The organism is Corallococcus sp. NCSPR001 (genome assembly GCF_017309135.1).
GTDB lineage: Bacteria > Myxococcota > Myxococcia > Myxococcales > Myxococcaceae > Corallococcus.
The window spans coordinates 6,383,873-6,410,255 of record NZ_JAFIMS010000002.1; the positions used below are offsets into that span (position 1 = coordinate 6,383,873).

Below are 26,383 nucleotides of genomic sequence, written 5' to 3' on the forward strand. Positions count from 1 at the left end.
CTGTCACCTCGTCGCGCAGCACCCGAGGTGAACATCATGTCCTTCATTCGCGCCGTACATGGAACCGCCGGAACCGGCGTCCTCCCCTCACCCGCCTCCGCCACCCGGGCCTCCCTGTCGCACGGCCTGCGGCTGCTGCTGGCCACGAGCGCCGGCCTGTCGGTGGCGTCCATCTATTACAGCCAGCCGATGCTGGGGGTCATGGGGGGCACGCTCGGCGCCTCCGACACCGCGGTGGGCCTGGTGCCCATGCTCACGCAGTTGGGCTACGCGCTGGGCATCCTGCTGCTGACGCCGCTGGGCGACCGCTTCGACCGGCGCCGCATCATCCTCATCAAGGCCGCGCTGTTGAGCGTGGCCCTGCTGCTGGGCGGCCTGGCCCCGGGCATCCAATTGCTGCTGGGGGTGAGCTTCGCCGTGGGCCTGACGGCCACGGTGGCGCAGGACATCGTCCCCGCCGCCGCGACCCTGGCCTCCGAGCACGAGCGCGGCAAGGTGGTGGGCACGGTGATGACGGGCCTGCTGCTCGGCATCCTCCTGTCCCGCGTCATCAGCGGCGTGGTGGCCGAGCGCTTCGGCTGGCGCGCCATGTACGGGGTCGCCGCCGCCAGCGTGGCCTTCGTCGGCGTGGCGGCCTGGCGCGGCCTGCCCCGCTTCCATCCGACGAACACGCTCTCCTACGGCGCCCTGCTCGGCTCGCTGGCGGGCCTGTGGCGCAAGCATGGCGCCCTGCGCCGGGCGGCGCTGGCGCAGGGGCTCATCTCCATTGGCTTCAGCGCGTTCTGGTCCACCCTCGCCGTGATGCTGCATGGCGCCCCGTTCCACCTGGGGAGCGCCGCGGCCGGTGCCTTCGGGCTGGCGGGCGCGGCGGGGGCGCTGGGTGCTCCGGTGGCGGGCCGCATCGCGGATCGCTACGGGCCGGAGGTCGTCACGCGCCTGGGCGCCGGCCTGACCGTCCTGTCCTTCGCCACGATGTTCGCGGCGCCGTGGCTCGAACCCCATCACCGGCTGTGGCTGATTGGCGCCAGCGCGATTGGCTTCGACCTGGGGGCGCAGGTGACGCTCGTGGCGCACCAGACGCTCGTCTTCGGCATCGAGCCCGCCGCCCGCAGCCGCCTCAACGCGGTGCTGTTCGTCGGCGTGTTCGCCGGCATGTCCGTGGGCGCTGCGAGCGGCAGCCTGGTGCTCGCCTCGTGGGGCTGGATGGGCGTGACGCTGCTGGCGACGGTCTCCGCGCTGGCGGGCCTGCTGGTCCGCCTGCTCCCCGCGGCCCGCTGACCGGGTGCGGACACCGCGCCCCGTCCCCAATACGGGGACGGGGCGCCCCTGCCCCATCTACTGCACAGCGTGTTCGGACAGCATCCGCACGTTGAGCGCGCCGTTGGCGAAGAACTGGCTGTTCTGGCCCACGCGATGCTGCTCCAGCCGGCGCTGGAGGTTGACGTCGTAGCGGCCCAGCTTCATCAGGCCGTCGTTGAACCAGCCATCCCCCTGCCCGGTGCCATCCACGTACTCCGCATACGCCTTGGGCGCGGGCCAGATGACGGTGTTGAGCGTGGCGACGAACCGGCGCATGTCCGCGTCCGTCCACTCCATGCCCGCGTCGTGGGCCTCCACGATGAAGGCCAGCACGTTGTTCGCGTGCGCCACGTCCTGGCCGGGCTGATCATTCGTGTCCCACTTGTCGTTCCAGAACCAGGCCGCCGGTTGGTCGGGGTTGGGCGACAGCTTGTCGCGCAGCGAGGACGGGAAGTTCGGCATGCCGTGGTTGATGTTGTCGAAGACCTCCAGGTAGCGGGCCCTCCGCGCGGGGTCGTTGGTCATCCGCGACAGGTCCATGGCGATGAAGGCCCAGTGCGCGGCCATGTGCGTGCGGTTGCGGTAGACGAAGTCGTTCGCCCCGCGCTGGTACCACTTGTCGAAGATGTTCCGCTCCGTGAACGTCAGCAGCCGGTCGTACTGCCTGCGGTAGCTGGTGGAATTGTAGAGGTCCGGCGTCTCGCGGATGACGCGCAGCATGCGCGTGACGTAGCGCCAGCAATAGCTCTCATAGAGCGGCACCTCCTGCCCGGCCGGTGACGACAGGGCCGAGGACCAGCCCAGGTACGCGTCCTTGAACTGGCTGTAGGGCAGCGACGAGGAGACGCGGGCGGAGGCCACCAGGTTGTTGACGTAGAGCAGGGCCCGGTCCAGGTACGCCCGCTTCCCGGTGGCGCGGTACATGGCCGTGTTGGCGTCCAGGCCATAGGCGAGGTTGTAGAAGTCCCAGCTGTCGCGTGAGTTGCTCCAGGGCAGGAAGGTCTGCATGTGCTCACGGCCCCACGCGTCCACGAACATCCCCTCCCAGGCCGCGACGGGACGAAGCCCCGCGGGGGCCGGAGGCAGCGCGGGGGGAGCCGGAGCCTGCGCATCGTCTCCGGACGCGGAGGATGGCTCCATGGGAAGGGCCTGCATCTCAGGGGACTCGATCCGTCCCACGGCCTCACATGCACTGCACAGCAACAGTGACAGCATCAAGATGGGGACACGCATCCAGCGAGAGCGGCACGAGCAGCGGGGGTTTGACATCGGGGGTCCTCGCTTCAGGTCGATGTGGCCTGAAAGGGTATGGACGCGAACGGACGCGCCCAATGCCCCCCAGGGAATGGCCGCCCTTCCAGGAGCCGACTCCCGCGTGCCCCGGACGCTTGCCTCCCCTGGCCGTGGCGTCTGGGTCTGGACAGATGAAGCGTCCAGCACCGGCCGCGCACGCCAGGGCAGGTTCGAAAGTCGAGACGGCCTCTTGCGCGGCGGTGATGTCGCGGCACCGAAATGTTTCGAGCCGGCTGTCGCCGCGAGGCACGTAGCGCACCTCCACGGACACACCGGACGCGGGCCACGCGCCTGGATGTGATCGCCCCGGGGTGGTCCGGGTCAGGGAGAGGCTGGAGCGTGCCCGCCTCCAGGGAGAAACTCACCATGTCACACAGGAATCTGGCCGCTCTGGCCACGGCGCTGCTGCTCATGGCCGCAGGCGCGGCCGAGGCGAAGCAGTGGCGGTACGCGGGAATGCACCCGCGCACCGGGCAGCCCGGGGACGGGCTGTGCCACCTCGAATCCATGCACGTGCACTCCGCCGCGCCGTTGTACGCGGACACGCTCTACCGCACGCGGGACAACGTCTACGTCTTCATCGGCGATCCCACGCCCTTCGGCTACGAAGGTCCCCGGCACTCCTACTACGGGCACCATCCGGTGGTGCTCAACGTGCTCATCGACATCGACGTGAATGTGGACGTGGTGGAGTACTGCTATCACGACGGGCCGCACTACCACGCCTATGAGCCGCCGCCGCGCCAGGAGTTCGTGGAGAAGGAGGACGTCCACTACTACGCGGGTGAGTACCCCGAGGCGTATCAGCGGGAGAACCCGAAGCGGGTCCGGGTCAACACGGTGTATCGCGGCTGGAACGTGCCGCGCCCGGTGGTGGCGTTCGCGCCGCCGCCCCAGTACCACGGCCCCATCATCCAGGTGGGCTTGAACGTGGACGTGGACGTGAAGGTCGGAGCACGGCCACCGCCGCCCTCCCGCGAGGTCATCATCATCCGGGAGGACGACGATGATGATCATCACCACGGCCACGGTCATGGCCATGGCAAACACAAGAAGCACAAGCACAAGGGGCGGGACTGAGCATGCGCCGCATGGTTTTCGCGCTGGGGGCGTTGCTGCTGGCGGGGTGCTCCCGCGATGCGAACGACGTGCTGGACGCGTGGAGGGCGGCGGGTGAATCGCCCTCCGGCTTCACCGACGTCGGCGAGAAGCTGCCCGGCGGCAGGTGCCAGGCCGGCAAGGTGAGCGGCCTGGACGCCACGGTGTGCCTCTTCGACGGCGCGGAGCAGGCCCGCAGGGCGGAAGAGGCCGGCTGGGCGCTCATCGGCGACGCCGTCGGCTCCACGGTGGTTTCGGGCAAGTGGGTGCTCGTCGTCGCCGATCCCCGCAAGGAGGATCCGAGCGGGCGGCGCATGAACGCGCTGGTGAAGGCGTACCAGCAGAAGACGCGCTGACGCGGGCGCGTGAGCTTTCGCTGCCTCCTCAGAGGCAGCCCAGCTCCATGGCGCGGAGCACGGCGCGGGTGCGGTCCCTCACGCCCAGCTTGGAGAGGATGCTGGAGGTCTGGTTCTTCACCGTGCCCTCCGCCGTCCCCAGCGCGTCGGCGATCTCCCGGTTGCTGAGGCCCCGCGCGATGAGGCGCAGCACCTCCACCTCACGGCGGGTGAGCCCCTCCGGCAGGTCCGCGTGGGGGAAGTCCCGGGGCAGCTCCGCCATGCCGCGCGCCACGCGCTCCGCGACGCCGGGCGGCAGCAGCGTCTGACCGGACGCGACGCGCCGGATGGCCTCCGCCAGCTCCTCCAGCGACACGTCCTTGAGGAGGAAGCCCTGCACTCCCAACCGGAGCGCTTCGATGAGGACGGCGTCCTCGTCGAAGGTAGTGAGCAGGATTACGCGCCGGTCCACGTCCGTGCGGCGCAGCGCGCGCAGGGCCTCCAGCCCCGTCATGCGAGGCATGCGCACGTCCAGGAGCACCACGTCCGGGTTCAGCTCCGCGACCTTGCGCAGCGCCTCCTCGCCGTCCGAGGCCTCCCCCACCACCCGCAGGTCCGGCGTGAGGTCCAGCAGGCTCCGCAGGCCCTGTCGCACCAGGGCGTGATCATCCGCGAGCACCAGGCGGACCGTGTTCATGTCCCCACCCCACGCTCTTGCGTGGCCGGCAGCCACGCCTCCAGTTCCAGTCCCGTCCCCGCCGCCGCGCGCCACTCCACGCGCCCGCCCAGCCGGGTGAAGCGCTCCTGCATGCCGGTGAGCCCCGCGCCGGGCGTCACCCTCACCGCGCCGCTTCCGTCATCCCGCGCGTGCACCCGCACCCCTCCGTCCTGCGTGGGGGCAATGGCAATCCACAGGTTGCGGGCCCCGGCGTGGCGCAGCGTATTGGTGAGCACCTCCTGCACGCAGCGGAACAGCGAGTGCGCCGCTTCGGTGGACTCCAGGGCCAGCTCACCAGGGACCTCCAGGTGCACGGCGAGCCCCGGGGCGCCCTCCGCGAGCGCGCGCAGCGAGGGCAGGAGCGGCAGGGGCGCCTCGCGCAGCTCCGTCACGGTGCGCCGCACCTCGGACAGGAGCGTGCGGGCGGTCTCTCGTGCGCGGCGCAGGTGCTCGGCGGCGGCCGTGTCCTTCGCGGTGTACGCGGCGGCCTCCAGGTTGAGGCTGAGCGCGGTGAGGTGGTGCCCCACGGAGTCGTGCAGCTCCCGCGCGATGCGCAACCGTTCGCCCTCGCGCTCGCGCGTGGCGAGCAGCACCTGGGTGGCCTGGAGCTCCGCGTGCACCCGGGCCAGCTCGCGGCGGGCCTCGGCCTCGCGGACCATCACCAACGCGGTGCCGAACGTGAAGCCCTGGAAGCCGGCGAAGATGAGCGTCTGCACCAACGCATGGACCGGCGGGCGCTGGATCGCGAACACGACGAGCATTCCCAGCACCTGGGCCCCCACCCACGCCAACGCGCGGCGCTGGGGGAGGATCTCTGGCACCTGTCCGGCGGTGATGGCGAGCAGCGCGCCGTCCAGTCCGCTCCCTCCCGTGGCGATGCAGACGAGCGCCGCGAGCGCCTGCGCGGCGAGCAGCGGCAGCTCCCCCCTGCCCTGCACCCGCGTCTGGAACCAGAAGGCCCCACCGAAGGTGAGGAGCGCGAGTCCCCACAGCAGCGTGTCCGGCGCCGTCCACCGCGTGGGCTCACGCGCCAGGTCCTCGGCGCGCGCGAAGCCGACCACGGCCCAGGTCAGCATTCCGGCGACGAAGAGAAGACGATGGGTGGCGGCGGGCTTCGCCACGGGGGACTGCTCGGGCATGGCTCAAGGACCCTAGGCCAGCCGGGGCGCGGGGGCCATGTGCCGGAAGTCACATGCGGACCGTATGACTTCCGCCAGATGGAGGCACACGCGCCGACGCGTACCTTGCTTTCCGGACTCGCAACACGTCGGAGGCACCCGTGTCGTTCTATCTCTTCGCCCGCTGGCTCCATATCGCGTCGGGAATCATCGCGTTCGTCACGCTCTGGCTGCCCCTGGTGGCGCGCAAGGGAGGCACCCTGCACCGGCGCGTGGGCCAGGCCTACGTGGGCGCCATGATCTCCGCCGCGATCTCCGCGCTGGCCATCTCCGGACCGCGCTTCCTCCAGGCACCGGGCGAGCAGCCCATGGACCTCTTCTTCATCTACATCGCGCTGCTGAGCGCGGCCTCCGCGTCCATGGGGGTGCGTGTGATACGCACGAAGACGCGCACCGGGGCGAGCACGCACCCGCTGGACGTGGGCCTGTCCACGTTGCTCCTGGGCATGGGGCTCTTCACCGAGGCGTACGGACTGCGGATGGGCGTGCCCCTGCTCTGGGGCTTCGCGCCGGTGGGCATCCTCTCCGGGCTGACCGGGCTCTGGTACTGGATGCGTCCGCCGCAGGACCGCATGCACTGGTGGTTCCAGCACATGGGCGCCATGGTGGCCTCGGGCATCGGCACCATCACCGCCGCGCTGGTGGTGAACGCCCGGCATGTCGGCATCGAGGGCCTCCAGCTCGCGCTCTTCCTGGGGCCCACGGTGGTGGGCGTGGTGGGGCTGAACCTGTGGACGCGCTACTACCGCCAGCGCTTCGCCCGGAGTGCTTCGGCTCCCGCTAGCGTCCCCTGGACAGGGGCCGCAGCGCGGCGATAGCCAGGTCCACCACGGTGTCGGCGTACGCGCTCGTGAGGGGCGCGGTGCGCAGCAGCCACCGATGGAAGAGCGGCCCGACGAGCAGCTCCACCGCGACATCCAGGTCCACCCCCTTCGCGACCTGACCCGCGCGCTGGGCTGAACGCAGCCGCTCCTGGATCGCCCTCAGGTGGGGCCGCAGCACGGCCTCCACGAACTGCTGGGCCAGCACGGGGTCCGCCTGCGATTCGGCTGTGAGCGCGCGCGAGGGCAGCTCGAAGCGCGGATCCGTGAGCTCCCGCACCGTGGCGCGCAGCACCTCCCGCAGGTCGGCCTTGAGGTTGCCGGTGTCCGGCAGCGCCGCGGGCTGGTGGCCTCCGCTCAACTCCACGAAGGCGTCCAGCACCACCGCCCCCTTGGAGGGCCACCACCGGTAGATGGTCTGCTTGCCCACCCCCGCCCGCGCCGCGATCGCTTCAATCGTCAGGCGCGCGTAGCCCATCTCACCGACGAGCTCCACGGTGGCCGTGAGGATGGCCTGGCGGGAGCGCTCACTGCGGCGGGACGGTTCCGGGGTCTTCGGTTCAGCCATGGGCGGCCAGCCTACCAACTCACGAGACGGCACGTCTCGTCTTGACATCCAACACCTCCAGACGGATTGTGACGAAACGAGACGGTTCGTCTCGCCACCCTCCGCCAGGAGAGCGCCATGTCTCGCCGTGCCCACATCGCGATGGTCAGCATCCCCGCCCATGGCCACGTCAATCCGAGCCTGGAGCTCATCCGGGAGCTGGTGTCCCGAGGCCACCGGGTGACGTACGCCAACGACACGGACTTCGCGGAAACCATCTCCCGCACGGGCGCGGAGCTTCGCCCCTACCGTTCCCTGCTCCCCCGCGAAGGCGCGCCGGACACCCGCTGGCCCGACGACCTGGTGGGACAGCTGGACATGTTCCTCGATGACGCCATGGCCATGCTTCCGCAGCTGCGCGCGGCGTATGAGCACGACCGGCCGGACCTCTTCCTCTATGACATCGGCTGTTCCACGGCGCGGATCCTCGGAGAGAACTGGGGCATCCCCGCGGTCCAGCTCTCCCCCTCCTCCGTCGCCTGGGAGGGCTACGAGCAGGACATGGCCGCGCTGGTGGAGACGCTGCGCACCGACCCGCGCGCCGTGGCGCATTACCAGCGCTACTCCGCCTGGCTGAAGGAGTGCGGCGTGGCGGAGACCGACGCCATGCTCTTCGTCGGGAAGCCGCCGCGCGGACTGGTGCTGATTCCTCGCGCGCTCCAACCCCAGGCGGACCGCGTGGACCGCAAGCGCTTCACCTTCGTGGGGCCGTGCTTCGGGGATCGCTCGGCGCAGGGGTCGTGGCAGCGCCCCCCAGGCGCGCGCAAGGTGCTGCTGGTGTCGCTCGGCTCGACCTTCACGCGCCAGCCCACCTTCTACCGCGCGTGCCTCGCCGCGTTTGGCGGGCTTCCCGGCTGGCACGTCGTGCTGCAGATTGGCAAGCACGTGGCGCTGGAGGACCTGGGAGCAATCCCAGACAACGTCGAGGTCCACCGCTGGGTGCCGCAGCTGGCGGTGCTCGAACAGGCGGATGCGTTCATCACCCACGCGGGCATGGGTGGCGCACAGGAGGGCCTGTACTGCGGGCTGCCCATGATCGCCGTGCCCCAGTCGACGGACCAGTTCTCCAACGCCGACCAGCTCGTCGCGCTCGGTGTCGCGAAGCGGATCGACACGGAGGACGCCACGGCGGACGCGTTGCGCTCCGCGCTGCTCCAGCTCACGGAGGATCCGGCCGTCGCGACCCGGCTCGCGGCCCTTCGCCAGGAGCTGCGAGCGGAGGCTGGGGCCGCGCGCGCGGCGGCGCTGCTGGAGGAGGAGTTCCGCCTGTAGATGAACCCGGGCCCCTACTCGATCCGGGCAAGGACCTTCGACCAGCGCTCGCGCATGGCCTCGCGGACCTCCGTGTCCGGGAGCTTCTCCATCTGCACGTGGAGGGAGGCGCCCTTCGTCTTCGGCGTCACAGTGAGCTGCAACGTCGCCGGCTTCTTCCAACCGTCCGTCTCCCAGGTCATGCGAAGGCGCTGGCCGGGCTTCACCCCCCGGACCTCGCCTCGCACGGCGGGGACGCCGCGACGCTTGGGCGCCGCATAACGGCCTCCCACTTCGGCCTGCAGCGTCGCGCCAGCGCCCAGCCAGCGCTCCGGCTGCGTCGTGATCCAATCCCACAGTTCGGGGGCGCTCATCCGCAGCGTGCGCACCACGCCCACCTGAAAGCCCGTGGTGGCGGCCTTCTTCTTCGCGGGCGTGGGCTTCTTCGCGCGAGTGGCGATCTCCGCGAGCCTCGCCTCCACCAGCTTCTTCACCAGCTTCGCGGGGAGCGGTTCATCCGGAGGAAAGGTGACGCCGCTCTTCGACGTGGCGTACCCCTCCAGCTCCGACGCCATCGCCGGCACCACACCGCCGCTGAAGGGGTAGTAGCCGCAGTGGTTCTTGAAGAAGGCGAAGCCCGCGACGGCGCTCCCATCCACCTTGAAGGCGGGCATCTGGTAGCTGATGGTCTCCGTGGCCTTGGGGAGCAGCTTCCGCAGCTGCGCGCGAAGGGCGCTCAGGGTCTTCTTCGCCGCCGGGTCGGGCACGCTCGCCAGATAGGCGTCGATCGTCTGTGGGACTCGGGTCTTCTTCGTCGCCATGGCGGCTCCTGTCTGTCCGGAAGCGTGGGTGCAACGGGCATGGCATCATCGACGGCCGGCAACCCCAGCGGAAGAGGCCCCGTGAGCGTCGCGACAGTCGATGAAGGTCCGTTGCTGGGCCCGAGCTTCTTCCTCAGCCGGACGGCGCTCCGCTCACTCGCGCTGGCGCATCGCGACGCCTACGGCGGCGCCCGGCCCCATCCGCACGTCGTCATCGATGGTTTCCTGGGGGAGCGGCTGGCCACGGACCTGGCCGGCGTCTTTCCAGGCGCGACCGGAGCCCCCTGGATGCGCCGGGATCATCCAGAGCAGGCGGCCCGCCTGGGACAGCTTCAGCGCAAGGCCTTCGAGGGCGTGCACGGCGCGCTCCGGCACCTGCTCGCGGAGCTCTCGGGCATGGCGTTCCTCGACTTCCTGGAGACGCTCACCGGCGTCAAAGGGCTCATCGCGGATCCGCACTTCCGGGGCGCCGGATTGCACCTCACGCTGCGCGGAGGCCATCTGGCGCTCCACGCGGACTTCAACCGCGATCGCACCCGCGCGCTCTCACGGCGGCTCACCGTCCTGTACTACCTGAACCCGGGCTGGGAGCCCGCGTGGGGCGGAGACCTGGAGCTGTGGAACGCCGATCTCTCCCGGTGCGAGGCCCGCATCGCGCCGGTGTTGGATCGGCTGGTCGTGATGGCGCATGGCGACACCCACTGGCACGGCCACCCCGCCGCGCTGGCGTGTCCCGACGGACGGGGCCGGGCCACGGTCGCGGCCTACTTCTACACGGCGGAGGAATCCCCGGACGCTCCAGAGGCCCACAGCGCTCTCTGGGCGCCACCGCGCCCCTGAATGGCCGAGCCGTCGCTGTCCACGACGACGGACACACCGACCGGGGCGGAGCATCCTGAAACGCGTTGGCTCTCCACCAGGACGGTCGTTATTCGATCGTGGAGTTCGTCACCCGGATGGGCGTGTCCGCGTGGTTCGAAATCTGGGGATAGGTCTCGTACCAGGACCCTCCCTTGTTGTTCTGGATGACCGAACGGTCGATGCGGATGTCGCCCGAGTGGTCATTGCTCACGAAGAAGATGGCGCTGCCGTGCGCGTTGACCTCGTTGTGTTCGATGCGCGTGCCACAGAGCGACAGCGTCATCGTATTGCCGTCGTTGTAGATGGCCCCGCCGCTGCCACCGCCCGGCGTGCCCGGCTGCGCGGGATTGGCGCCGTTGCCGATGGCCCGGTTGTGGGAGAAGAGGCTGTTGATGATGGTCCACGACACGCCAATGCTGCTGATGCCGCCGCCGTTGGAGCAGACCCCGCCGTAGCCCTCCTTGCCGCCGAAGGTCGTGTTCACCACGTAGACCGGCTGGTCGTCATACTGGTCGAACACGCGCAGCGCGGCGCCGCCGACGTCCGGGCCGGTGTCCGCGCACACGTTGTTGAAGAAGCGGGAGTTGATGACCTTCACCCGTCCGCCGCGCACCCAGACCGCGCCGCCGCCGTCGTACTCCTTCTCACTCTTGGAGCTGGCGTCCACGAAGGTGAGGTTCTGGAGCGTCAGCCGCGGGTGGTCCTGATCCTGGCAGTGGGAGGTCGTCCACACCTGGGCCTGGTCGCAGGTGTTCATGTAGAGGATGCGGTGCTTGCCCGCGCCGCTCAGCGTCACCAGCCCCTTGCCGTCGATGACGATCTCCGGCCCCTTGTCGTTGAAGACCTTCGCCGTCCGCTCCAACGTGATGACGACGGGCTCCGGACCGCAGTCGAAGGTGATGACCCCGCCCTTCGCCACGGCATTGACGAAGGCCTCCGAGGTACAGCTCGCCGCCGTCCCCGTCCCGACCACGGTGGTGGGCCGGGACACATCCGCGAGCCCCGCCTCGGCGGGCACGGGGCACGTCGCCTCGGCGTTCGGGTTGCCGGCCGGTGGCCCGTCCTTCGGATTGGTCAGCGGGTTGGGCACGTCCACGCCCTCATCGTCCGAGCAGCCGGCGGCGCACATCAGCGCGGCCCCCACGGCCAGCGAGCGCAGCGTGGACACGGGGAACCGGTGAAGTCTCTTCGGGTGCATTCAGCCTCCAGGAGGGAGGCAGTCTAGGGCGGCACGCTTGCGACAGGCGCGGATTTGGGGCACGAGACGCGCCGTGATCGTTCGTCCCCGCCCTGGCTTCTTCAAGCTCCTGTTCGTCGTGCGCGGCACCATCCTGCCGCGCGTCCTGCCCCACGTGCTGGGGGTCGCGGCACTCGCCTCCCTGGTCGTCCTGACGCTCAAGCAGGGCTACATCCGGCTTCCGGTCACCTCCCCAGCGCCGCTGTCGCTGCTCGGCATCGCGCTCTCCATCTTCCTCGGCTTCCGCAATAACGCCTGTTACGACCGCTGGTGGGAGGGACGGAAGCAGTGGGGCGCGCTCATCATCGAGGTGCGCGCCTTCACCCACGCGACCATCGCGCTGCTGGACGACGGGCGCGCCGAGTTGCCCGACGCCGGACGGCAGGCGGCACGGAGGCTGGTGCACCGCACCATCGCCTTCCCCTACGCGCTCGCCGCGCACCTGCGTTCGCAAGACGCTTCAGAGGCCATGGGCCGCCACCTGGAAGAGCCCGAGCGCTCGCGCGTCCTGGGCAGCGGCAACCGCCCCAATGCCCTCCTCCGTGAGCACCAGCTGGAGCTGGCCCGCCTCCTGCGGGAGGGCCGGCTCACCGACATCACCTGGGCCACCTTGAACGAACGGGTGCACGCGATGATGAGCATCTTCACCGCCTGCGAGCGCATCCGCCTCACACCCCTGCCCTTCGCCTACACGGTGCTCCTGCACCGCACGGCCTACCTCTTCTGTCTGCTACTGCCCTTCGGCCTCGCCGAGTCGATGGGTTGGTTCACGCCCGTGCTCACGGCCATGATCGCCTACACCTTCTTCGGCCTGGACCTCCTCAGCGAGGAGATGGAAGAGCCCTTCGGAGAAGCGCCCAACGACCTGCCGCTGCTCGCGATGTCCCGCACGGCGGAGATCAACATGCTGGAATCGCTGGGAGAGCCTCAGCCGGAGCCGCTGCGCCCCAGGGACTTTGTCCTCGGCTGATAGAAACATTCCTGTTCGTATTTTCTGTAAATACTGCTTTTGCTAGCTTGCCTCGGACGCGCCAGGAATGGCCTGCCGCGCCTTCCGAGGGAACCATGCTCAAGCTCCTGTCCTCAGCCGTCCTCAGTCTGCTGCTCTCCCTGGGCTTGTTGCCCGCTTCATCCGAGGAGACGGAAACGGCGGCGCTCGCCAGCACCACGACCACGGTCGCGACGCACAACACGTGGTACGGGCAGGCGAACATGAAGCCGCTCGCGGACATCATCGGATGGCAGGAGGTGTCCACCGCGGAGGGCCACTCCAAGCTGGGGGAGTTGGAGTACTACGCCCACTTCCGGCCCGGTGAGGACCGGCTGGACGCGCGCAACTCCATCGCCATCTCCTGGCGCAAGAACAAGTTCGAGAAGACGGGCGACGGTTCCCGGCTCACGCACGGCGGGGAGGCCGGGGTGACGCCGTCGCGCTTCGTGAACTGGGTCGTGCTGAAGAACCTCGCGACCGGCGAGAAGCTGGCGTTCGTCAACACCCACTACATCTCCGGTGCCTGGAACGGCGAGCACCCGGAGCGTCAGGAGCGCTGGCGGACGCACAACGCCGTGGTGCGCGAGGTCGTCGCGGAGCTGCGCGGCCGGGGGCTGCCCGTGGTGCTGGTGGGCGACTTCAACCGCGCGCTGTCGCAGGACATCCCCGGGATGAACCACCTGAACACGGCGGGCGTCAGCGGCGTGCCCATCGATCAGATCTACGTCAGCATCGGAATCGGCACCGGCCCCGCCGAGCGGCTGGAGAAGTACGGCTCCGACCACTTCGCCTACACCGCGACCGTCCAGTACTGAGGATGAGGCCGGGGCGGGAGGACCGCCCCGGCCCCCGCGCTACCAGCAGGTGAACTGGAGGTTGTCGTACCGGACCGACGCGGTTGTGAAGACCAGGGTGCGCAGGTCCCCCTGGGCGAAGTTGCTCTCACCGCAGGCGCAGGTCGCACCGGTGCCCGTGCACGACGTCCAGTTGGTGATGTCCCCGCTCGAGTCCTTCCGGTACTCGGCGTTGAAGACCGCTTTGTTCTTGTTCGTGAACCAGGTCTTGTACGTGCCGCACTCGTTGAACCGCTGGCACTCCTCGTTGATGGCGAAGTCGAAGGAGTCCGCGAGCGCGGGGACCTGGTCCACGTCATTCTTGAGTGCGATGCCCAGGCACAGGGAGTGGGCGGTGGTGGCCAGCCAGCGGTTGTAGTCGAGCTGGTTCGCCGCCGTGAGGCCCCAGCAGGCCTGGTCGGTGCAGTTGATTTCGTCGTCGTGCGAGTAGCCGTCGATGTTGTCCGGCTCCACCGCGTCGCAGCCCTTGTTCTTCGCCAGTTGCATGCGCGACGTCATCACCGTGCGCACCGCCGGCTTGCGGTGATCCAACCACCACTCACAGCCGCCGCCACTCGTGCACCAGTCGCCCATGATGTGCACGGACTGCGAGCAGTTCTCCCCTGGGGTGCAGTACGTGTCCTGCGGGAACTGGTTCGCGTCCTCCCGCCAGTCCTCATAGGAGCCCGCGCTGAAGTAGCAGACCACCTTCTTGCCGGCGGTCTTGTACTCCTGGATCTTCGCGGCGGTCGTGTTGAAGAGGTCGACGACGTAGACCTGGGCGTTGAGGTTCGTGGGGATGGACGCGTGCTCCAGGTCCCACATCCAGGTGGTGCCCTTGGGGAAGGCCGCCACCGTGCAGGCGGAGGCCTCACCACAGACGTTCGGGGTGCCACCACCGCCGCAGGTCGCCGGGCTCTGGCAGGTGCCGCAGCTGGAGACCGTGCGCGACTGGCCACAGTTGTCCGTGCCCGCCACCGTGTCGCAGTTCTTGCCCAACCGCGCGCAGAAGGCCGCGTCCGTCTCTGGCGTGCACGACGAGGCGATGTCCCACGACACCTGGAGGCGCAGGCTGTCCAGCTGCGCCGCGTCCGTCCCGGCTCCCTTGATGAGGCGCGCGCGGATCTCCCCGGTGCTCGACACGAAGTTCGACGCGGTCTCCGTGGTGGGCAGCGCGAGCGTCAGGGCTGGCGTCCATACCCAGTCACCGCGCCCCTGTGAGTTGGCGATGCTGACCCAGCTGGAGGTGGAGAACCGGTAGAGCTGCCACTGATAGTAGGACGCGGCGACGCCGGGCCCCTGGTACTTCGTCAGCAGGCTGAGCTGGGAGACTTGAGCCGGGGTGGGCGCGGCCTGGGTGAGGCTGGAGAGATTGAAGGACAGGTAGCCCGTGTAGCTGGGGCTGAACTCGATGTACTGCGCATAGCAGTCCGCGTACGCGCCGACCGTGCAGTTCGCGCTGTTCGTCTTGAGCACGGCCATGCCGCCGCTCTTGCCCGACGCGTCCGTGTTCGCCTGCGTGCTGACCGAGGCGAAGTCGATGACCTCCGAGCCCGGCAGGGCCTGCTGCTGGTCCCCCGGAGCCAGTGCGACCTCCCCTTCCGATGACATACACGCGGACAGCAGCAAGAACAGACAGGCACTCCATTTCGACATTGCGCCTCCAGGGTTTGGGCCGGGCTATCACAAAATCCACGATTTACCGACCGCGGGAGGGATTCAGCTTCTGATGGTCAAGCGTCCAGGACCGCGCGCCGGACCAGTTCACGCAAGTACCGCGCCGCCGGGTCGGCATGGGTGCGGTCGTGCCAGCACAGGGCCAGCTTGACGATGTGCGCGGGGACCGGCGCGTTGACGCCGCGAACCCCCAGGCGCGCGCCCTGCGCCGCGACGAGGGACTCCGGCAACGTCGCGACCAGGTCGGTCGCGGACACGATTGCCGCCGCCGTCAGGAAGGACGGCACCGTCATGGCGACCTCCCGGCGGATGCCCGCGCGTGCGTACGCGGCGCCAACGAGATCCCGGAAGCCCTTGCCCGGGACCATCTCCACGCCCACGTGACGGAGCGCGCCGAGCGCACGCGGGGACAGGCGCCTCGTGAGCGCGGGGTGCTCCTCGCGGGCCACCAGGACGGTGCGCTCGTCCAGCAGCGGTTCGACGTGCAGGCCCGCGCCCCGCCCGGCGAGGCCGATGTGCAGGTCGACCTGTGACGACGTCAGGTCCCCGAGCGCCACGAGCGAGGCGATTCCGACCACGCAGAGGCGCGCGTCCGGCATCTGCTGGGCCATCCGGGCGGCGATTCGCGGTCCCCACGTCACCTGCCCCGCATCAGCGACGGCGAGCGTGAAGGTGCGCGTGCAGCGGGCCGGCTCGAATGGGGCCTCGTGAAGGCCGGACTCCAGTTCGCGCAGGCCCCGGGCGATGGCGGGGGCCAGCGCGAGCGCCCGGGGCGTGGGGACGATGCCGCGGCCCTTGCGGGTGACGAGCGGGTCGCCCAGCACGGACCGCAGGCGCGCCAGGCTGTTGCTGATGGCGGACGGCGTGACGTGGAGCCGCTCGGCCGCGCGCACCACGCTGCGCTCGGTGAGGACGGTGTGGAGCACCAGCAGGAGGTTGAGGTCGAGGGCGGCGATCGAAATGCTCACGGTTGGTGAGCCTAGACCTCACGAACCATCACTACCAGCGAGGTGTCCCCTTCCCCATCATGGGTGCATGCACAGACTGCTCGGCTGTCTCGTCGCGGGCGTGCTCATCGCATGCCACACCTCTCCACCGCTTCCTTCCCGGAGCACGCCCATGTCCATGGTTCACCAGGTCCAGGTCCTGGATTCGTTCATCTCCTACCGTGAGGCTGGGACGGGCTCGCCCATCGTGTTCCTGCACGGCAACCCCACGTCCTCACACGTGTGGCGGAACGTCATCCCGAGGCTCGCCGACCGGGGCCGCTGCCTCGCGCCCGACCTCATCGGCATGGGGGATTCGGGCAAGCCGGACATCCCGTACCGGTTCGCGGACCACGCGAGGTACCTCGATGCATGGTTCGACGCGCTCGGCCTGCGGGACGTCGTGCTCGTCGGCTACGACTGGGGCGGAGTGCTGGCCCTGGATTGGGCGCGGCGACATCAGGAGCGCGTGCGGGGCGTGGCCGTGTTCGAGACGTTCCTCCGCCCCATGCGCTGGAGCGACTGGCCTCCCCAGGGCGAGCAACTGTTCCGCGCCCTGCGCACGCCGGGACTGGGTGAGACGCTCGTGCTCGAACAGAACGCGTTCCTGGAGAGGTCCTTCGCGAATGGCGTCCAGCGGGGCCTCGCGGAGAGCGACCGGGCCGTCTACCAGGCTCCCTATCCAGACGCGGCGTCGCGACGTCCGGTGCTTCAGTGGCCTCGCGAGATTCCTATCGACGGTGAGCCCGCCGACGTCGCCGCGGTGATCGAGCGCTATGACGCGTGGCTCGCGCAGCCCTCCGTGAAGCCGGTGCTCCTGCTGACGTTCGGCGACGCGGGGCTCAACGCACCGCACATCATCGAGTGGGCGCGAGCCCACCTCCCGGCCCTCGAAATCGTTCCGCTGGGACGCGCGGGGCACCATGCGCCGGAAGACGCACCCGAGGACATCGCGCGCGCCCTGAGGCTCTGGCTGGATCGACACGCGGGATGACGCTGCTCCGCACGTCGACATTCGCGGCTCAGCGCCGCCGTCCGCCGCCTCCCGGGCGTCTTCCATTCCTGGGCGGCTTGCCATGGTGGCCCCGCGGCCCTCCACGCCAGGGGGCGCCGCGCTCCCGCTCCTGTTCCGGGGGCTGACGCTCCCGGTTGGCCTCGGCGATCTCGTCCGGCATCCAGGGCTGGTCGAGCAGCTCCTGGAGTTCGAGGAGTGAGCGGGCCTGGAGCACGCCCCGCCGGCCCCGGGCCACGCTGAAGCGCTGGGGCCGGTCGAGCAGCGGCAGCTCCTCCTGCACCAACGTGCGGGCGAGCTTCTCTGGCAGGAGCAGCCGCACCACGCCCCGCAGGGCCCCGTCCGACAGCTCCTCCACGTCGTATTCGAGCGGCACCGCGTGCTCGCGGACCTCCACGGTGTCCGGGAGCGCCAGGAGTTTCTGACGCGTCGTGCGCGGCACGAGCGCGTCCAGGTCCAGCCGCAGCGGGCGCTCCCGGAAGTCGTCGAGCGTGTCCACGCCGTCCAGCTGCGCCTCGTAGAGCGCGGTGAGCTCCGGGTGCCCCAGCGGCGCGGTGATGCCTCCCGAACGGCGCCACAGCTCGCGCACCTCGGCGATGGCGACCCGGTGACGGTCCACCGCGGGATGGGGTGCTTCGCCTCGCGCCAGCGCCTCCGCGAGCGCGTGCCGGGCCGCCTTGGCGAGCTCCGGCCCCCAGGCGCGCAGCACGTCCACTTCCTGCTCCAGCGTGAAGCCGTAGTAGTCCAGCCGCTTGACGAGCACGACCGAGCGGAAGCGCACGTCATACGTGAGCGCCTCCGCGTGACGGCGCGCGTAGCGGCGCAGCAGCGACTGGGGCAGTTGGGTGCCTTCGATGGCGCCCTGCGACTCACCATTGCGGTCGGCGAAGTAGCGCAGCGTGCCCACCACCGCGCCCAGGTTGCCGCACACGCTCGTCTTCGACACGCGGGTGAGCTCACCCCAGGCCGTGCGCTCGTCGATGACCAGGTCGAAGGGCATGAAGCGCGCGAGCAGGTCGCAGAAGTGATGGTGGACGCTGGAGCTCGCGAACGGCATGCGCGCGGGCAGCGCCAACCCCACGCTCCGGTACACGCTCGCCATCGCAAGCGCCGCGTCCTCCAGGGCCTTCACCAGCACCCCGCGCCCCTCCGCCCACACCGCGAGCTTCTCCGGGTTGAAGACGTGGCGCGGCAGCCCCTGCACATCCCCCACAGTGCCCGTTTCCCGGAAGGCCTCGGCGTACAGGTTGTACGCGGTCAGGTGGTCGCTGCCCTGCACGAGCACGCCCTCCAGGTTCCGCTCCTCGCGCGTCATCCGGTGCAGCGACTCCACGGCGCTGCACACCGCGAGGAACGGCAGCAGCGTGTCCTCCGCGTTGACGATGAGCTCCGCCCAGGGACGCTCCACGGGCAGGGCCTCCACCGCGCGGCCGTAGTCGGACAGCCGTCCGTCCGCGTCCACGATGCCGCGCGCCTCCAGCTTCGCGAGCGCCCGCCGATAGGCGGCGCGGTCCAGCGGCACGGGCAGGTCCAGCTCATCCGCCCGCACACCCAGGGCCGCCGCGGTGAGCGCCACCCGCTCCGGCTCGCCCGCGAGCTGGAACTCGGGCTCCGTGGGCCGCAGCGAGGCGAAGTGGATCAACCGGTCGCTGAGGATGAAGACGCGCCCGCCCGCCACCCGCCCGTGCACGCGCCCCGCCATCTGCAACAACTCGTTGTTGCCCAGGTGCACGCGGGTGAGCACGTTGCGGCTGCCCTCCACCACGTTCGAGAAGCGCAGGTCGTCGATGACGACGGTGTCCAGGCCCGGCACGTTGAGCGCGCTCTGTCCCGCCGCCGTCATCGCGAGCACGAAGGGCCGGGGCGCCGTGCCCTCCAGGAAGGGGCGGATGGCGCGCAGCGGTTCTCCGCCGTGATAGTGCGCCGCGTGCACCTCCGGCGCGCGCGCGCGCACGTGGGCCGCCGCCTGCTCCACCCCAGCGCGCGTGGCCAGGAACACGCCCACGCCGCGCCCTCGCTGCTGCGCGTCCCGCAGGAAGGCGTCATCGAGGAAGGACAACGGCTGGCGGCGCTCCACCTCCACGAGGGCCGCCTTGGCCGGGTCGAAGGTGGACACCTGGAGCACGTCCGCGCTGTCCAGGTAGCGCGAGTAGAAGGCCGGATCCACCGTGGCGGACAGCCAGATGAAGCGGCAGCCCACGCGCTTGCCCAGCGCCAGGCACAGCTCCAGCTCCGCGGAGGTCTGGTGGATTTCATCCACGATGAGCGTGTCCTCGCGCCGGATGACGCCGCCCTGGAACCAGCGCCGCGCGATGCCGGTGGTGACGATGGCCACGTCCGCGAGCGGTGTCTCCGCGGTGGCCTCCCGCTCACGGTTGACCACTGTCACCCGCAGGGGCCGTCGGCCCGTGATCTCCTCCGCGATGGGGCGGATGGCGAGCGTCTTGCCCGTGCCAGTACCCGCGACGATGCCGAACCCCTGCCCGCTCCGCGCCAGCGCAAGGAGGCGCTCGCCGTGGTGCTCTTCCAGGTACGTGCGCAGCTCCAACCCGAGCGCCAGCTCGATGGTCTCGCACGCGGCCCGCGTGGGTGCGATGACGACCACCCGTCCGCGCTGGAGCGCCGTGGAGGAGGAAGCGTCGGTGCGGGGCGGCAGGAAGCGGTCGGTGGGCGTGCGCACGAAGGCCAGTGATACGCACAGGAGGTGCCTCGGGGAAGCGTCAGATGCGTCCGGGACCAGGCAGAACGAGGCAGGCACCCGCGCACGCCAGGGTTTCTGGACGTGAAGCCAGTGGAAATGTCGTCCACGGCGCATCCGCGGAAGGCCGCACGCCAGGGCTTCAGGCGCCACACGGACGCCTGGCCCCAGGGCAAGGCCCTCATCGAGAGCCGAGGACGCCCATCGCGCGTCCCCGGCTCGTCAGGGTCAGCGGCTCAGACCGCCTCCGCCTCCGCCTGAGCCGCCCGAGCTCGAGCCCGAGCCCGAGCCGCCAGTGCTCGAACCACCGCCACCGGAGCCGCCACCACCCGAGCCGCCAGTGCTTGATTCGCTGCCCGTGCCACCTCCGCTGGAGGTACCGCCGGAGGTGGAGCCGCCGCCCATGCCGCTGCCGCCCGTGCCGGAACCGCCGGTGCCGCCCGTGCTGGAACCGCCGGTGCCGCCCGTGCTGGAGCCGCCCGTGCTGGAACCGCGAGTCCCCTGGCTTGTCCCCGAACCGGATCCGCCAACGTCGCCAGAGCCGGTCTCGGATCCCTCCGAGTCCTTGGAGCTTCCGACGTTCGTCCTGCCGCCGACGCTTGGGGCCATCCATCCGGCGCCACCCGTTCCGGAGCCACCCGTTCCGGAGCCCCCCGTTCCAGAGCCCCCCGTTCCGGAGCCGCCCGTTCCAGAGCCACCCGTGCCGCTCCCCTCCGCCCCCTCACCTTTCGTGGTCTTGCACCCCGCGCCAACGAGCAGCGCCGACACGAGCGTTCCCAGCAGCACCGCCTTGAATGCCTTCATTGCATGCACCTCCCTCACTGGCCCGGGTGGAAGGTCGAGAAACAGCTCCTCGGGAGCCACTGACCCTGGGGGTGGGTTTGGAGTCGGGTACGCACACCTCGGATGGGACGGGGAGGCTTCATCGAAGAGGCGTCGGCACCCACCCCCGGCCCTCGGTGTCGAGCCTCGTCGAATCGAGGACTCGTCTCTAGAATGGACGGGCTGTTCAACCCGGGAGGTCGTACATGCGCAAGGGAATCGCGAAGTTCGTATTCATGCTGGGCGTCGTGGCCGGTGGCGCCGTCGGGGCGCTGATGCCCACCAACTCCGAGGCCATCGGCCTCTGCTCCAACATCTGCATGAACGAAGACTGCTCGTGCTTCCGCCAGTGTGCCGGCGTGGGCGGTGGGCAGTGCGTGTGTTCGCCTGAGACCATCTGCCAGTAGGCCGCAGCGGATGAACCGCGGCCGGGCCTGCGTGGTGGGCCCGGCCGTACGACCCGGCCACGTGCAGTCAGTCCTGGGGACGTGATGGGCTCAGCGGCCGCAGCTGCATTCCCCGTAGATGCACCTGGTGTGGAGCGTGCTCTCCGCGAGGAGACAGCTCATCTGGCACTTGAGCGTGTGACAGGGCAACCGATACGGCTCTCGCAGCTCCGCCAGCCACGAAACCCCAACCCAGAGCGCAGCGCCCGCTACCAGCAAGGCAATGCCCAGGACCATGACGCGCGCCGGCTTCCGTGTCCGAACGGTCTGGGCCATGGCTACTGCCGGACGTCGTTCACGTGGTTGTACGGCGTGCCCATTTCGATGGTTTCTCCGTTGGCGGCCGTGCGGTTGACGGTGGAGATGCTCCACACGTCCAGCGTGTCATCGTCGTCCACGTTGCCCACGCACGCGGCCGTCACGATGCAGTCCGGACAGGTCCCCTCCACGCCTGGCTTCACACCCGCCTGGGCCAGGGCCGCCTCGATGGCCTCTGGAGCGAGCGCGGGGAAGGCACTCCCCACGGGGATGATCTCCTCCGGCATCCGCAGCACATAGGCATAGCGATTGCGCGGTCCCGCCTCGATGCCCATCGCATCGAGGCTGACCAGGGGCTCATCGTCCACCAGGCTCACCCTGGCCGCGGTGAAGACCGCCTTCAGGTTCATCTTGCACTCCGCCTGCTTCGTGCGCGCCTGGAACTTGATGAAGTTGGGGATGGCGAGGGCGAACTGGATGCCGATGATGAAGGGCCCCAGTCCCGCCACGACGAGCGCCGCGGTGGCGAGCCCCCTGCGTCCGGCATGCTCCGGCTTGCCTGTCTTCAGCATCGCCAGGATGGCCAGCACGAGCCCCACCGGCCACAGGCAGTAGATGCACATGCCCGCGATGGCGAAGCCCAGCGCGACTCCAGGCAGGGCGGTCTTCTTCGGCGGGGCGGACTCAGGCGGGATTCGGGTCGTCACGCCCTTCATCGTAGTGCGTGGCGTATTGCTGACGGAGCACGAATTTCTGGGCCTTGCCAGTGCTGGTCTGCGGCATGGCCGGGAGCAGGACGATGGCCTTGGGCACCTCGAACCCACCCAGGTGCTGGCGGCAGTGGGCGTTGATCTCCGCCTCCGTCGCGGAGGCGCCGGGCTTGAGCACGACGAAGCCCGTCACCGCCTCCGCCCAGCGGGCATGCGGCAGCCCCACCACCGCCACCTGGAGCACCGCCGGATGACGCAGGAGGACCTCCTCGACCTTGATGGACGGGACGTTCTCTCCGCCCGTCTTGATCATGTCCTTCTTGCGGTCCACGAAGAGCAGCTGGCCGTCGGCGTCGAACATGCCCAGGTCGCCGGTGTGGTGCCAGCCGAAGGCGCTCGCCCGCGCGGTCGCCTCCGGGTCCTTGTAGTAGCCGAGCATCACGTTCGGCCCGCGGTGGACGATCTCCCCCACCTCGCCGCGCCCGAGCAGCCGGCCCTCGTCGTCCATGATGGCCGTCTCGTTCGTCACCGCCGAGTCGCCCCAGTACGAGCCGAACCGCTTGAGCTGCTGCTCCGGCTTGAACAGGGTCGTCGCGGGGTACATCTCCGTCTGTCCCGACGCGAGCGCGAAGCCGCCCGGGCAGAAGTGCTCGATGAGCTCCACGAGCATCGTGCGGGCCATGGGCGCCATCACGTAGAGGCACAGGCGCAGGCTGGACAGCTTCGTGGCCGGACGCGCCGGGTGCGCCAGCATCGCGCCGTACATCACCGGCAGGCCCATGAGGAACGTGATGCCGCGCTGCTCGATGGTCGCCAGCATCGCGCCCGGCTCGAAGGCCCGCCGCACGACGACGGTCGCCCCGGCCAGCAGGAAGGTCATCACGATGGCGTGCTGCGCGCAGTGGAACATCGGGAGCACGCAGAGGGTGGAGTCCGACGTGCGCATGCCCAGCTCGAAGAGGTTCCCGCTCAGCGCCGCCTGCACCGACGCATGCGAATGCATGACGCCCTTCTGCAGGCCGGTGGTGCCGCTGGTGTACATGATCTGCGCGAGCTGGCCGCTCTGGATGTCCACTTCCGGCGGCGTGCCGTGCTGCCCCTTCAGCATGTCCAGGAACGCGACCGTGTCCCCGCCCGGCGCCGCCTGCCCCTCCGGCACGCAGACGATGACGCGGGTGCCCAGCGCATCGAGCATCGCCCGCAGCCCGGGCTTCGCGAGGAGCTCGGCGTCGACGACGGCGTGCGTCGCCTCGGCGTGTTCGAGGATGTACCGGACGGCCTCCACGGAGAGGCCGGTGTTGATGGGCACCCAGACGAGCCCTGACTTGTAGATGCCCACGAACGCGGTGACCATCTGCGCGGAGTTGCCGCAGAGCATCGCGATGCGCGACCCCTGGGGCAGCCCCTGCGCGAGCAGGTAGTGCGCGAACGCGCTCGAGCGCCGGTCGAGCTCCGCGTAGGAGAACTCGAGCTCCCCGTCGACGAGGGCCGTCCGCTCCGGCCAGCGCAACGCCGACCGGTGGACGATGTCTCCCAGCGAGACGCGGCTGATGCGCGGGGACCGAGGTGCCTGGATCGCGGACATCGTGTGCTCCATTCCGCCCGTTCGGGCGTCGGGTCGAACCGGGTGCCCCCGCAGCCTATTTCGGCGCGGCCCACGAAGGAGGCCGGCGCTCCAGGAAGGCGAGCATCCCCTCCTGGGCCTCCTCGGAGGCGAACAGCCGGCCGGAGAGCGCGACCATCTCGGCGCCCCCCGCGTCGATGCGCGCGCGCAGACCGGCGGCCACCAACTGCTTCGTCTCACGCAGCCCCTGCGGCGACGACACCCGGAACGTCTCCAGGACCTGCTCGACGGCGCCCTCCAGCGACGCGTCCGGCACCGCGGTGGTGATGAGCCCGATGCGCGCGGCCTCGGCCGCGTCGAAGGCCTCACCGGTGAGGAAGTAGCGGCTCGCCGCCCGGCTGGTCAGGTGCGGCAGCGTGGTGAGCGAGATGACCGCGGGCGTCACGCCGATGCGCGCCTCGGTGAAGGCGAACTTCACGGACTCCGCGACGATCGCCACGTCGCACGCGCCGACAATGCCGATGCCGCCCGCCCTCACCTGCCCGGCGACCTTCGCCACGACGGGCTGGGGCAGCGTCACGATCGTGCGCAGCACGTCGAGCAGCACGCCCGGTGCCTTCGCGGCGCCTCCATCCGCCATCTCCGACAGGTCCGCCCCCGCGCAGAACGCGGGCCCCGTCGCCGCGAGGACGACCGCGCGCACGCCCGGGTCGGCGCCCACGGCGTTCAGCCGCTCCAGCAGCTGCGTGACGAGCGCTCGCGACAGCGCGTTGCGGTTGCGCGGCGAGTCGAGCGTCAGGGTCGCGACGCCACGAGAGACTTCGTACCGGACGAGCGGTGCTTCACTCATGCTGCCTCCTTCGCCGCGGGGGAGACGACCGCGACCACATGCCGTGCCGGAACCTGCGCCCCGACCGTGACGTTCACCGCCGTGACCACGCCATCCGTCGGCGCGATGAGGGACGACTCCATCTTCATCGCTTCGAGCACCACCAGCACGTCGCCCTTCTTCACGGTCGCGCCGACCTCGGCGCTCACCCGGATGATGCGGCCGTCCATGGGCGCGCGCAGGCGGCCATCGCTGGCGCGCTCGCGTTCGGAGGGCGGCCGGAAGGACACGTCGCGAAGCTGGCGCGTGATGCCGTCGAGCGTGCACCAGAGCGTGCCGCCCGCCCGGCGGTAGCGGACCGCGCGGCGACGTCCCGCGACCTCCACCTCGGCGCGTTCGGCGGACAGGGCGCGCAAGGACAGCGAGACCCGCGTGTCGCCGACACCGACCTCGTAGGCCTCCGGAGCGACGGGGCGCACCGAGGCGCGGAACTCCGAAGCACCGTCATGCAGGCTGACTGGCACCGGCAGGGCGTAGGAGCTGCTCCAGCCCGTGAGCGTCGCGTCGAAGCCGCCCTTCCGGGCCAGCGCCTGCGCGTCGTCATGGAAGAGCAAGGCGGCCAGGATGGCCTGGTCCTCCGGGGAGGCCTTCCCGAGCGTCTGGAGCGTCTCCGGAGGCGTGTGCGCGCCGACGAAGCCCGTGTCGTACCGGCCGGAGCGGAAGGCCTCGTGCCCGAGGACGTGCTGGATGAACGCGCTGTTCGTCGTGACGCCGAACACCGTCAGCTCACGCAGCGCCGCGGCCAGCCGCTCGCGCGCCGTCTCGCGGTCCGGTCCGTACGCGATGATCTTGGCCTGCATGGAGTCATAGAACGGCGTGATGTCCTGGCCTTCACGCACGCCATGATCCACGCGGACGCCCTCCCCTGCCGGTGGCTCCCACGCGAGCAGCCGGCCCGTCTGCGGGAGGAAGCCCTTCGCCGGGTCCTCGGCGCACAGGCGCGCCTCGATGGCGTGCCCGCGCCAGGTGATCTCCGGCTGCGTCAGCGGGAGCGGCTCACCGTCGGCGACGCGCAGCTGCCACTCGACCAGGTCGAGCCCGGTGATGAGCTCCGTCACCGGGTGCTCCACCTGGAGGCGCGTGTTCATCTCCATGAAGAAGAAGTCGCCGTTGGGCGCCAGGAGGAACTCGATGGTCCCCGCGCCGCGATACCCGATGGCGCGGATGGCCTGCACCGCCACCGCCCCCATGCGCTCGCGCAACTCGGGCGTGACGGCCGGAGACGGGCTCTCTTCAATCACCTTCTGGTGCCGGCGCTGCACGGAGCAGTCGCGCTCGCCCAGGTGCACGGCGTTCCCGTGTTCGTCCGCGAAGACCTGCACCTCCACGTGACGCGCGCCTTCGATGGCCCGCTCCAGGATGAGCTCGCCGCTGCCGAAGGCGTTCGTCGCCTCCGAGCGCGCCGAGCGGATGGCGTCGAGCAGCGCGCCCGGCTCGCGGACGAGCCGCATGCCGCGCCCGCCACCGCCCGCCGCAGCCTTCACCATGATGGGGAACCCGACGCGCTGGCCCTCGCGGACCAGGGCCTCGTCCTCCAGGGACTCGCCAGGGCGCGCGGCCTCGTAGCCGGGGATGCAGGGCACGTCCGCGGCCTGCATGCGCAGCTTCGCCTGCCGCTTGTTCCCCATCAGCTCGATGGCCTCCGCGGGCGGCCCCACGAACACGAAGCCGGCCTCCGCGCACGCGCGCGCGAAGTCCTCGTTCTCCGACAGGAAGCCGTACCCGGGATGGATGGCGTCCGCGCCGGACGCCTTCGCCGCGGCGAGGACCTTCTCGATGGAGAGGTAGGACTCCCTCGCGGGCGGCGGCCCCAGGTGCATGGCCTCGTCCGCGAGCCGCACGTGCGGGGCATCCCGGTCCGCGTCGGAGAAGACCGCGACCGTGCGCAGCCCGAGCCGGCGGCACGTGCGCAACACGCGCACGGCGATCTCACCCCGGTTCGCCACCAGCACCTTGTGGATGCGTTTCATGATTCCCC

The 26,383-nt window shown here is 70.2% G+C and carries 24 protein-coding genes; 10 read left to right on the plus strand and 14 right to left on the minus strand.

Features of this window, described 5'->3' with window-relative positions:
- The first annotated feature begins 36 nt into the window (after positions 1–36).
- Positions 37–1,278 carry an MFS transporter gene (locus JYJ93_RS27470; RefSeq protein ID WP_206796843.1) on the plus strand — a complete coding sequence of 414 codons (1,242 nt, stop codon included), beginning with the start codon at positions 37–39 and terminating at the stop codon, positions 1,276–1,278.
- A gap of 57 nt (positions 1,279–1,335) precedes the next feature.
- Here the strand turns inward: JYJ93_RS27470 and JYJ93_RS27475 are convergent, their stop codons facing one another.
- A complete protein-coding gene (locus JYJ93_RS27475; RefSeq protein WP_242543945.1) occupies positions 1,336–2,439 on the minus strand; it encodes a hypothetical protein in 1,104 nt (367 codons plus the stop codon).
- 519 nt (positions 2,440–2,958) lie between these two features.
- Between JYJ93_RS27475 and JYJ93_RS27480 the strand changes: the two genes are divergently transcribed.
- Together JYJ93_RS27480 and JYJ93_RS27485 are read left to right on the plus strand one after the other, a co-directional pair.
- Entirely contained in the window at positions 2,959–3,672 is a 714-nt protein-coding gene (locus JYJ93_RS27480) for a hypothetical protein (RefSeq protein WP_206796855.1), read from the plus strand.
- Positions 3,673–3,674: 2 nt separating this feature from the next.
- Positions 3,675–4,046 carry a hypothetical protein gene (locus JYJ93_RS27485; RefSeq protein ID WP_206796858.1) on the plus strand — a complete coding sequence of 124 codons (372 nt, stop codon included), beginning with the start codon at positions 3,675–3,677 and terminating at the stop codon, positions 4,044–4,046.
- Between the two features lie 28 nt (positions 4,047–4,074).
- On the opposite strand, the gene JYJ93_RS27490 is transcribed toward JYJ93_RS27485, so the two are convergent.
- Both JYJ93_RS27490 and JYJ93_RS27495 read right to left on the minus strand, forming a co-directional pair.
- Entirely contained in the window at positions 4,075–4,722 is a 648-nt protein-coding gene (locus JYJ93_RS27490; RefSeq protein ID WP_206796860.1) for a response regulator transcription factor, read from the minus strand.
- The gene (locus JYJ93_RS27495; RefSeq protein ID WP_206796862.1) at positions 4,719–5,882 is read right to left on the minus strand and encodes a sensor histidine kinase; all 1,164 of its coding nucleotides are present in this window, start codon (positions 5,880–5,882) and stop codon (positions 4,719–4,721) included. Before JYJ93_RS27495 ends, JYJ93_RS27490 begins: the two co-directional genes overlap by 4 nt.
- Before the next feature lie 140 nt (positions 5,883–6,022).
- Between JYJ93_RS27495 and JYJ93_RS27500 the strand changes: the two genes are divergently transcribed.
- Entirely contained in the window at positions 6,023–6,739 is a 717-nt protein-coding gene (locus JYJ93_RS27500) for a DUF2306 domain-containing protein (RefSeq protein WP_206796863.1), read from the plus strand.
- Here JYJ93_RS27500 and JYJ93_RS27505 read toward each other — a convergent pair.
- Positions 6,702–7,310, minus strand: a complete 609-nt coding sequence (locus JYJ93_RS27505) for a TetR/AcrR family transcriptional regulator (protein WP_206796872.1) — start codon at positions 7,308–7,310, stop codon at positions 6,702–6,704. The two genes, JYJ93_RS27500 and JYJ93_RS27505, sit on opposite strands and share 38 nt — an antisense overlap.
- A 117-nt stretch (positions 7,311–7,427) precedes the next feature.
- Between JYJ93_RS27505 and JYJ93_RS27510 the strand changes: the two genes are divergently transcribed.
- Entirely contained in the window at positions 7,428–8,621 is a 1,194-nt protein-coding gene (locus JYJ93_RS27510) for a macrolide family glycosyltransferase (RefSeq protein WP_206796874.1), read from the plus strand.
- Positions 8,622–8,635: 14 nt separating this feature from the next.
- Here the strand turns inward: JYJ93_RS27510 and JYJ93_RS27515 are convergent, their stop codons facing one another.
- On the minus strand, positions 8,636–9,421 hold the full coding sequence (locus tag JYJ93_RS27515) for a DUF1801 domain-containing protein (protein WP_206796883.1): 786 nt from the start codon (positions 9,419–9,421) through the stop codon (positions 8,636–8,638).
- Positions 9,422–9,502: 81 nt separating this feature from the next.
- Between JYJ93_RS27515 and JYJ93_RS27520 the strand changes: the two genes are divergently transcribed.
- Positions 9,503–10,261: a 2OG-Fe(II) oxygenase gene (locus JYJ93_RS27520; RefSeq protein ID WP_206796885.1), complete on the plus strand. Its 759-nt coding sequence runs from the start codon at positions 9,503–9,505 to the stop codon at positions 10,259–10,261.
- Between the two features lie 88 nt (positions 10,262–10,349).
- Here the strand turns inward: JYJ93_RS27520 and JYJ93_RS27525 are convergent, their stop codons facing one another.
- Positions 10,350–11,480 carry a hypothetical protein gene (locus JYJ93_RS27525; RefSeq protein ID WP_206796887.1) on the minus strand — a complete coding sequence of 377 codons (1,131 nt, stop codon included), beginning with the start codon at positions 11,478–11,480 and terminating at the stop codon, positions 10,350–10,352.
- Between the two features lie 73 nt (positions 11,481–11,553).
- Here JYJ93_RS27525 and JYJ93_RS27530 point away from each other — a divergent pair, with 73 nt between their 5' ends.
- Both JYJ93_RS27530 and JYJ93_RS27535 read left to right on the plus strand, forming a co-directional pair.
- Positions 11,554–12,489 (plus strand): bestrophin family protein, encoded by a 936-nt coding sequence (locus tag JYJ93_RS27530; RefSeq protein ID WP_206796889.1) that lies wholly within the window; start codon positions 11,554–11,556, stop codon positions 12,487–12,489.
- A 95-nt stretch (positions 12,490–12,584) separates the two neighbouring features.
- Positions 12,585–13,325, plus strand: coding sequence for an endonuclease/exonuclease/phosphatase family protein (locus JYJ93_RS27535; RefSeq protein ID WP_206796898.1), 741 nt, complete (start codon positions 12,585–12,587; stop codon positions 13,323–13,325).
- Positions 13,326–13,364: 39 nt separating this feature from the next.
- Here JYJ93_RS27535 and JYJ93_RS27540 read toward each other — a convergent pair whose 3' ends face one another.
- Positions 13,365–14,999 carry an endo alpha-1,4 polygalactosaminidase gene (locus JYJ93_RS27540; RefSeq protein WP_206796907.1) on the minus strand — a complete coding sequence of 545 codons (1,635 nt, stop codon included), beginning with the start codon at positions 14,997–14,999 and terminating at the stop codon, positions 13,365–13,367.
- 77 nt (positions 15,000–15,076) lie between these two features.
- The gene (locus tag JYJ93_RS27545; protein ID WP_206796911.1) at positions 15,077–15,988 is read right to left on the minus strand and encodes a LysR family transcriptional regulator; all 912 of its coding nucleotides are present in this window, start codon (positions 15,986–15,988) and stop codon (positions 15,077–15,079) included.
- A 151-nt stretch (positions 15,989–16,139) separates the two neighbouring features.
- Between JYJ93_RS27545 and JYJ93_RS27550 the strand changes: the two genes are divergently transcribed.
- Positions 16,140–17,000, plus strand: coding sequence for a haloalkane dehalogenase (locus JYJ93_RS27550; RefSeq protein ID WP_206796913.1), 861 nt, complete (start codon positions 16,140–16,142; stop codon positions 16,998–17,000).
- Positions 17,001–17,028: 28 nt separating this feature from the next.
- Here JYJ93_RS27550 and JYJ93_RS27555 read toward each other — a convergent pair whose 3' ends face one another.
- Positions 17,029–19,698 (minus strand): DEAD/DEAH box helicase, encoded by a 2,670-nt coding sequence (locus JYJ93_RS27555; protein WP_206796915.1) that lies wholly within the window; start codon positions 19,696–19,698, stop codon positions 17,029–17,031.
- 246 nt (positions 19,699–19,944) lie between these two features.
- Positions 19,945–20,325, minus strand: a complete 381-nt coding sequence (locus JYJ93_RS27560) for a hypothetical protein (RefSeq protein ID WP_206796923.1) — start codon at positions 20,323–20,325, stop codon at positions 19,945–19,947.
- A 419-nt stretch (positions 20,326–20,744) separates the two neighbouring features.
- Here JYJ93_RS27560 and JYJ93_RS27565 point away from each other — a divergent pair, with 419 nt between their 5' ends.
- Positions 20,745–20,945: a hypothetical protein gene (locus JYJ93_RS27565; RefSeq protein ID WP_206796925.1), complete on the plus strand. Its 201-nt coding sequence runs from the start codon at positions 20,745–20,747 to the stop codon at positions 20,943–20,945.
- Positions 20,946–21,262: 317 nt separating this feature from the next.
- Here the strand turns inward: JYJ93_RS27565 and JYJ93_RS27570 are convergent, their stop codons facing one another.
- From JYJ93_RS27570 to JYJ93_RS27585, 4 genes are read right to left on the minus strand one after another with little or no spacing between them, the layout of a single operon-like run.
- Positions 21,263–21,958, minus strand: coding sequence for a pilin (locus JYJ93_RS27570; RefSeq protein ID WP_206796927.1), 696 nt, complete (start codon positions 21,956–21,958; stop codon positions 21,263–21,265).
- A complete protein-coding gene (locus JYJ93_RS27575; RefSeq protein WP_206796935.1) occupies positions 21,927–23,537 on the minus strand; it encodes an AMP-binding protein in 1,611 nt (536 codons plus the stop codon). Before JYJ93_RS27575 ends, JYJ93_RS27570 begins: the two co-directional genes overlap by 32 nt.
- A gap of 55 nt (positions 23,538–23,592) precedes the next feature.
- Positions 23,593–24,366: an enoyl-CoA hydratase family protein gene (locus tag JYJ93_RS27580; protein ID WP_206796937.1), complete on the minus strand. Its 774-nt coding sequence runs from the start codon at positions 24,364–24,366 to the stop codon at positions 23,593–23,595.
- Positions 24,363–26,375, minus strand: a complete 2,013-nt coding sequence (locus JYJ93_RS27585) for an acetyl-CoA carboxylase biotin carboxylase subunit (protein WP_206796939.1) — start codon at positions 26,373–26,375, stop codon at positions 24,363–24,365. The genes JYJ93_RS27580 and JYJ93_RS27585 overlap by 4 nt, the downstream gene beginning before the upstream one ends.
- Positions 26,376–26,383 lie beyond the last annotated feature (8 nt).

Bases quoted from the DNA above. Each gene is read 5' to 3' on its own strand.
- JYJ93_RS27470 (WP_206796843.1), top strand. From the start codon at position 37: ATGTCCTTCATTCGCGCCGTACATGGAACCGCCGGAACCGGCGTCCTC.
- JYJ93_RS27475 (WP_242543945.1), bottom strand. From the start codon at position 2,439: ATGGAGCCATCCTCCGCGTCCGGAGACGATGCGCAGGCTCCGGCTCCC.
- JYJ93_RS27480 (WP_206796855.1), top strand. From the start codon at position 2,959: ATGTCACACAGGAATCTGGCCGCTCTGGCCACGGCGCTGCTGCTCATG.
- JYJ93_RS27485 (WP_206796858.1), top strand. From the start codon at position 3,675: ATGCGCCGCATGGTTTTCGCGCTGGGGGCGTTGCTGCTGGCGGGGTGC.
- JYJ93_RS27490 (WP_206796860.1), bottom strand. From the start codon at position 4,722: ATGAACACGGTCCGCCTGGTGCTCGCGGATGATCACGCCCTGGTGCGA.
- JYJ93_RS27495 (WP_206796862.1), bottom strand. From the start codon at position 5,882: ATGCCCGAGCAGTCCCCCGTGGCGAAGCCCGCCGCCACCCATCGTCTT.
- JYJ93_RS27505 (WP_206796872.1), bottom strand. From the start codon at position 7,310: ATGGCTGAACCGAAGACCCCGGAACCGTCCCGCCGCAGTGAGCGCTCC.
- JYJ93_RS27510 (WP_206796874.1), top strand. From the start codon at position 7,428: ATGTCTCGCCGTGCCCACATCGCGATGGTCAGCATCCCCGCCCATGGC.
- JYJ93_RS27515 (WP_206796883.1), bottom strand. From the start codon at position 9,421: ATGGCGACGAAGAAGACCCGAGTCCCACAGACGATCGACGCCTATCTG.
- JYJ93_RS27525 (WP_206796887.1), bottom strand. From the start codon at position 11,480: ATGCACCCGAAGAGACTTCACCGGTTCCCCGTGTCCACGCTGCGCTCG.
- JYJ93_RS27535 (WP_206796898.1), top strand. From the start codon at position 12,585: ATGCTCAAGCTCCTGTCCTCAGCCGTCCTCAGTCTGCTGCTCTCCCTG.
- JYJ93_RS27540 (WP_206796907.1), bottom strand. From the start codon at position 14,999: ATGTCGAAATGGAGTGCCTGTCTGTTCTTGCTGCTGTCCGCGTGTATG.
- JYJ93_RS27550 (WP_206796913.1), top strand. From the start codon at position 16,140: ATGTCCATGGTTCACCAGGTCCAGGTCCTGGATTCGTTCATCTCCTAC.
- JYJ93_RS27560 (WP_206796923.1), bottom strand. From the start codon at position 20,325: ATGGCCCCAAGCGTCGGCGGCAGGACGAACGTCGGAAGCTCCAAGGAC.
- JYJ93_RS27565 (WP_206796925.1), top strand. From the start codon at position 20,745: ATGCGCAAGGGAATCGCGAAGTTCGTATTCATGCTGGGCGTCGTGGCC.
- JYJ93_RS27570 (WP_206796927.1), bottom strand. From the start codon at position 21,958: ATGAAGGGCGTGACGACCCGAATCCCGCCTGAGTCCGCCCCGCCGAAG.
- JYJ93_RS27575 (WP_206796935.1), bottom strand. From the start codon at position 23,537: ATGTCCGCGATCCAGGCACCTCGGTCCCCGCGCATCAGCCGCGTCTCG.
- JYJ93_RS27580 (WP_206796937.1), bottom strand. From the start codon at position 24,366: ATGAGTGAAGCACCGCTCGTCCGGTACGAAGTCTCTCGTGGCGTCGCG.
- JYJ93_RS27585 (WP_206796939.1), bottom strand. From the start codon at position 26,375: ATGAAACGCATCCACAAGGTGCTGGTGGCGAACCGGGGTGAGATCGCC.